This is a genomic window from uncultured Streptococcus sp. (assembly GCF_963525625.1).
Taxonomy (GTDB): domain Bacteria; phylum Bacillota; class Bacilli; order Lactobacillales; family Streptococcaceae; genus Streptococcus.
The window spans coordinates 25,986-32,394 of the sequence record NZ_CAURLD010000022.1 but is presented as its reverse complement, the minus strand read 5'-3'; the positions used below and the strand labels follow the sequence as shown (position 1 = coordinate 32,394).

Genomic DNA, 6,409 nt, shown 5'->3' with positions numbered 1-6,409 from the left:
TATAGATAGACAGTAGGCAATACAGTCTAACTTTCCTTACTATTTTATCAAATTTAAATGAAAATGCAAGTCTTTTAGCATTTTTTTGTGAATTAATCCTTGTCTAATTTGTAGTAAGGTTGATTTTGAATTGAGGCTCCAATACTGGAAGCATAATTCCATTCTTTCCCTTCTAGTTGAGCAAAATTTTCGGATTTTCCGGTAAGAATGACACCTGAAAAAGTCAATTGATCTCGATTCTTTTCCTCGCGAATATCTAACTGGCCAAATTTCTTGAGATAGGCTTCAATGTCATTGTACATACTGTAGTTGTTAACAGTTGGGAAAAAGGTTTTATCAGTTTCTTTTAAATAGTCCAAGAAGGTCTTCTGTCCCTCTTTACTGCTAGTTGTTGGATCCATAGCTAATAATTCAGCACCAGCTCCATAGGTCGTCTTAGGATTAGAACTCAGTACCATGCCATTTTCACCGTCCTTCGATTGACTACCAATCCAATACCAATTAATCTTGAGATTATTCGGTATCATCTGCTGAATTTCCTTATAGGTATAGGGTTTATCAAAGGTCACGGCTACTTCCACCAATTGACTAGGCATTTCTTTGACAGAAGCCAACTCCTTAGGTATGGAATTACTATCCTTTGTTACTTTGGCATTAACATTGTAAAAGACCGGATATTTCTGCCGAAGTTCTCGCGTATAGGTCCCTGATTTAGTGTAATAAGTCCCTTCCGAAGTCGGATTTTTATAAGAACCTGTTAGTGAATAGTTACCCTCATAAGCTGGATAAACCACTCTCACTCCATTCAAGTCTTTAAAACGATCGGAACGTAAGGTTCCTGAGAAATAAGAAGTTTGTGTGTAATAAAGACTATCATAGTCAACATTAGGGTAGGCGATTTCGGACATAACTTCGTACTGTTTCTGCAAGTTTTGTCCATTCTTGGAGGCTAATTCTATTAGTCCCTTTCCTAAGAGACCTAAAATCACTAAAGAAACAAAGGTGCTAATAGCGACTGTCTTCCAGAGTCTTTTTCTTCTGCTTTTCTTTGCAACAATTTCAAATGTTTCCATTTAGGTATCCTTTCTTTTCCAGTTTCTTTCGGAGCTTAGCACGGCTGCGCATCAACTGAATCTTGACCTTGCTCACCGAGTAAGACATGATTCGAGCAATCTCCTTGACTGTAAAACCCTGAAAATAATAGAGTTCTAAAAGTGCAGCTTCCTTAGACGGAAGTTCTTCTATTGCACTTCGTAGCAGCTCATAATCTTTATTTTCAAAGGGAATAACTGAGTGATTTTTAAAAAATTCCTTTTTTAAAATCTCCAAATATCGCTTATCTCTCCTATATCTGTCGATGTAGCATCGGATAGAGACCCGATACATCCAAGCTCGCATTTTTTCTGCTGGAATAATAATTTCTGTTTCCAACATCTTAACAAAAACATCTTGAACCACATCTTCTGCTTCCGCTTTAGACGCGCCCGATTTTTGCAGATAGGAGATAATCTCACGAGCAAAACCTATCAAGATTGTTTCATATTCATCCAGTCTAATAAGCTCACCCCCTCCTCAATAATATAACGAATTAAGAAGCCCTTTGGTTACAAAAATAGAAAAAACCGGAAAAATTCCGATTTTTTCTTTGTATTAGCCAGAGTTTCGCAGACCAGTCGCAATACCGTTGATGGTGATGTGAATCAGCTTTTCTTGATCCGGTGTAAGCTGACCGTTGCGCTGACGTTTGATTAGTTCTAGCTGGATATAGTTCAAAACATTGAAATAAGGCATGCGGTAGTCCAAGCTGTCTCTTAGATAAGTGTTTTCTGCTAGGAGCTCATCATGACCTTCAATCTCTAAAATGACATCCTTAGTCAACTGCCACTCATCCAAGATAATATTGAAAATATCACGCACATTCTGATCTTCGCAAAGCTGCGCATACTCAAAAGCGATATTCATATTTGACTTAGACAGAACCATATCTACATTTGACAAGAGTGACTTGAAGAAAGGCCATCTCTTATACATAAATTGCAGAAAGGCTAAGTTATTTTCTGGGTCTTCATCAATGAATTCTTTAAAGCTAGACCCAACACCATACCATCCTGGGAACATAACTCGACTTTGAGACCATGAGAAGACCCATGGAATAGCTCTGAGGCCGCCGATTTCAGTGATGGTTTTACGGGCAGCTGGACGAGAACCGATATTAAAGCTAGAGATAGCCTTGATTGGGCTGGATTCGAAGAAATAATCATAGAAACGCTCGTCGCCAAAGACCAAATCTCGGTAAATCTGATAACTGCGATTGACTACTTGGTCCATGATTCGCTCATATTTATCAGAGGTATGGCTATCGCTCTTCTTATGAGTTACCATACGGTTAATGGCAGCAGACACCAGCATTTCCAAGTTATAATAGGCTGCGTCTTTGTTTCCATATTTATTGCCAATGACTTCCCCTTGCTCAGTCAGACGGATCCGGTCATTGATACTGCGGAGTGGCTGAGAAGTAATCGCTTCATAGGTTGGACCGCCACCGCGTCCCACTGTACCTCCCCGGCCATGGAAGAAAGTAATTTTTACGCCAAACTTATCACCAATGGCTGTCAGCTGCTGCTGAGCCTTGTAGAGGGTCCAACAAGAAGATAGGTAGCCACCATCCTTATTACTGTCTGAATAGCCCAGCATGATTTCTTGATAATTGTCTTTAGAGGCAATCCACTTCTGAGCAATCGGCAGAGACAGGTATTTCTCCATAGTATCGCAGGAATTGTCCAAGTCCTCAATAGTCTCAAAGAGCGGAACAATCTGGACACGAGCACCATTTTCATCAATCAGCCCCACTTCCTTGAGCATAATAGCCAACTCAAGTAGGTCTGATACACTGGTCGAGTGAGAGATAATATTTTGCTTAATGACTTCCTCACCAATGGCATCTTTTAGCTGACGGGCAGTTTTGAAGATTTCCAGTTCCTTTTGCAGAAGTTCGGACTTAGGCTCATGAGTAGCTGACAGAATACGAGGATCTTCAAGCAGCTGTTTGAGGAGGACCTGGCATTTTTCTTCTTCCGACAGACTACTATAATCCTGAACAATATTAGCCGAAGCCAAGAGCTCAGCTACACAGGCTTCATGAACGCTGGAATCTTGCCGCATATCAATGCTAGCTAAGAAGAAGCCGAAAACATCAACCGCTTGGAGAAGTTCAGTCAAGTCCCCACTTACCAAGGCTTCGCCATGATGTTCGATAAGAGAATCATAAATGACCTGCAAGTCTTCTTTAAATTCCTGAGCTGTTTTGTAAGAAGGTGTCTCCTCCTTCTTGAGCTCAGTCAGGGTCTCGCTGATACGAGACTGGATATAGTTAGGAATGATTTCTCTTCCTTTATTGCTGACAGAAAGGTTAGCCTTTGCAGACAATGTTTCCTCAGCTCGGTCAGTCAATCGCTGACCGGCACTTGAAAAGTTGCCTTCTTTAAGGTAAAGCAAGGTCTGAATCAGCTTAGACTGGATATAGTGGAAAGCACGGCGGTAAGGCTCGTTTTCCCGATAAACAGACTTGTCAGTAGATAGAGCTGCCATTTCTGCTACTGCCTGACTGGTTTCTGATAGGTTGGTCGATAGTGAGAAGGTGCGATAGAGTGTATAAACCTTGTCAATGTAATAGTTGAGGATGACTTCACTCTGGAGGGTGGCAGATAGTTTCAGGGTTTCTGCTGTTACAAACGGATTGCCATCCCGGTCACCTCCAATCCACATTCCCATGGTAATAGGCTTAGGATTATCCAGCTTGATACCTCGCTCTTCTGCCAAGCGTCTGTATTCAACCATAAAGTTGGTGATAGCTTGCAGGAAAGAGCTGTTATAGTACTCCATGACGTTGGTAATCTCATTGGTCACTTTCAGCTTCTTCTCACGGATCATATCTGTCTGCATCATAAGCTCAATATAGCGGCGGAGATTTCCTAGCCACTTCTTCTCGTTGACCAGGCCAGCCTTAACATCACGATGCTGACGCAGTAGACTATGGATATGATTGGTTAAGTCTAGAATGGTCTTGCGCTGAACCTGAGTCGGGTGAGCTGTCAATACTGGAACAACATTCAGGTTTTCCAGAATTTCCTGAGCATTTTCCCGCGTTGAAATCAGGTCAATGGTTGTTGACAGCTTCCCAAGATAATCCTGATCGATATTGTTCTGATGGTTGATTTCATAAGCTAGGTCCACGTCTTCTGAGATATTAATCAAAAGCGGCAAGATAGAGAAATAACGGGAAATATAAACCATTTCATCCGTCGACAATTCTTCTACAATCGCTTTTAACTCATGATATTTGGAGTTAACCGCCAGCTCCTCCATAAGGGAGATTTTTTCAAAGGTCTCAGGGGCGAGAAGATTCCGAGTAATATCGGCAAGTAAGTCTGTCAAAATGGCGACTTCTTCTCGAATCACTTCTTTATTGCTGTAGCTTTCTAATTTGTTAAATGACATAATCTGCACCTTTCATTTTTGCAACAACTGTTCACACGAACTGCGATTAAGCTTCCTCAGACCGGTCTTGCGCCTCTGCTTCCATCTGCTCATACAGGGCATCACGACGTTCGTTGGCATCAATATTGAGTACCAAGGCAATGGCTACTGACAAGACCAGAAGACTGTTCCCTCCTTGCGATAGGAAGGGGAAGGTTACTCCTGTAGAAGGAATGAGACCTGAGATACCACCGATATTGATGAAGGTCTGCATGAGTATCATACCGCCAATTCCCAAAGCCATCATGGAGTTAAATGGATTCTTGGCCCGAATCCCTACCAAGATAATTCTCAGAATCAGGAAAAAGAGTAAGGCTAAAATCAGACTGGCACCAAAGAAACCAAACTCTTCTATCACGATAGAAAATACAAAGTCCGTATGAGCTTCCGGCAGATATCCGCGCTTCTCAATAGAGTTACCCAAGCCTAGACCAAACCAGCCGCCATTACTCATAGCATAGTAGGAATTAGCCAATTGGTGGCCTGAGCCAGACAGATCCTTGAAGGGATTGAAGAAAGCGCTGAAACGCTTGGCCACATATCCAAAGACTGGAATCTTGGCCACGCGCTCAACCCCAATCAACCAAATGCTAGCTAGAACCAAGCCGGAAACACTAACAATGGCTCCCAGCATCGTAGAAAACCATCGATAGCCAATCCCGCTGACGGCTATCATTATCACGACGGTCAAAAATAGAATAGTCGCATTTCCAAGGTCTGGCATAATAGCTACAATTCCAATCAGAATAGCCACCATGGTCCGCCAGTCGTTAAAGGCTTTAGGAAACCAATGGTTGTGAGTCAGGGCTTGATAGTCATAGACCTTTATCTCATCCTGCCTCTTTGTGAAGCGAAAAGCTAGATACCAAACCAGAATAATCTTCAAATACTCCGCAGGCTGAATACTGAAAGCTCCAAGCTTGAGCCAACCATGGGCGCCGTTGATAGTCCCTGTTATAAAACGAGATAAAAGCAAGAGAATAATCTCAGCAAAGATAACTATAGTCAGAATACTTCCTTTTTTTAAGAATCCCAAGCGGATTCTGTATAGAAGAGCAATTATAAAGAGACTTATTACCCAAAAAATCCCCTGATTCAAGACCATGCCAAAACCATTTCCTCCGGCCTGAATCGAGGTAGGACTCGTCGTTGAATAGACCACAATCAATCCCAAAACAGATAAAATCAAATAGGGAATCAAGATGGAATAATTCAACAAGTGCTTCTTGTCAATTTTCATATTTCACCATTAAACTTCTAAAAATTCAATTCTCATTATACCACCTTTTGGATTGAAAAAAAAGCATTAGTGCAGAGACTGGAATAATATGACCTTGCTTTCTCTCTTTTACATAAAATTGTGATAAGATAGGAAGCAAACAAAGGAGGAGAACATGACAGACATTTACGATATCGAAATTAAAAAACAAGACGGAAGCCCGCAAAAAATGAGTGATTATAAAGGAAAGATTCTGCTGATTGTCAATACAGCAACCAGCTGCGGCTTCACTCCTCAGTATCAAGAACTGCAGGGACTCTATGAGTGCTATCAGAAAGACGGATTTGAAATCCTGGATTTCCCCTGCAATCAGTTTGGCCAGCAGGCCCCTGGAGACGCTGCAGAAATCAACAGCTTTTGCAGCCTCAACTATGGAACGACATTTCCTCGATTTGCTAAGATTGATGTCAACGGCCCTCATACTGCTCCACTCTTTGACTGGCTCAAAAAAGAAAAGGGCGGTCTTCTGGGTGAAAAGATCAAATGGAATTTCACAAAGTTTCTGGTCAGCCGAGACGGAACAGTCATCAAACGTTTCTCTCCACAAACCTCTCCCAAAAAGATAGAAGAGCTCATTCAAAAGCTATTATAAAA

Annotated in this window: 5 protein-coding genes; 1 reads left to right on the top strand and 4 read right to left on the bottom strand. The window is 41.7% G+C overall.

Translation table 11 applies throughout. From position 1 onward, the window contains the following. Window positions 1–92: 92 nt before the first annotated feature. The 4 genes from RYK49_RS10085 to ftsW all read right to left on the bottom strand — a co-directional run bounded on the left by RYK49_RS10085 (window position 93) and on the right by ftsW (window position 5,776). Window positions 93–1,073 carry an anti sigma factor C-terminal domain-containing protein gene (locus RYK49_RS10085; RefSeq protein WP_314865624.1) on the bottom strand — a complete coding sequence of 327 codons (981 nt, stop codon included), beginning with the start codon at window positions 1,071–1,073 and terminating at the stop codon, window positions 93–95. Further along, on the bottom strand, window positions 1,060–1,530 hold the full coding sequence (locus tag RYK49_RS10080; RefSeq protein ID WP_314865622.1) for an RNA polymerase sigma factor: 471 nt from the start codon (window positions 1,528–1,530) through the stop codon (window positions 1,060–1,062). The genes RYK49_RS10085 and RYK49_RS10080 overlap by 14 nt, the downstream gene beginning before the upstream one ends. Before the next feature lie 120 nt (window positions 1,531–1,650). Continuing rightward, window positions 1,651–4,497, bottom strand: coding sequence for a phosphoenolpyruvate carboxylase (gene ppc, locus RYK49_RS10075; RefSeq protein WP_314865620.1), 2,847 nt, complete (start codon window positions 4,495–4,497; stop codon window positions 1,651–1,653). Window positions 4,498–4,543: 46 nt separating this feature from the next. Then, window positions 4,544–5,776, bottom strand: a complete 1,233-nt coding sequence (gene ftsW / locus RYK49_RS10070) for a cell division peptidoglycan polymerase FtsW (protein WP_314865617.1) — start codon at window positions 5,774–5,776, stop codon at window positions 4,544–4,546. Window positions 5,777–5,930: 154 nt separating this feature from the next. Here ftsW and RYK49_RS10065 point away from each other — a divergent pair, with 154 nt between their 5' ends. After that, on the top strand, window positions 5,931–6,407 hold the full coding sequence (locus RYK49_RS10065; RefSeq protein ID WP_314865615.1) for a glutathione peroxidase: 477 nt from the start codon (window positions 5,931–5,933) through the stop codon (window positions 6,405–6,407). Window positions 6,408–6,409 lie beyond the last annotated feature (2 nt).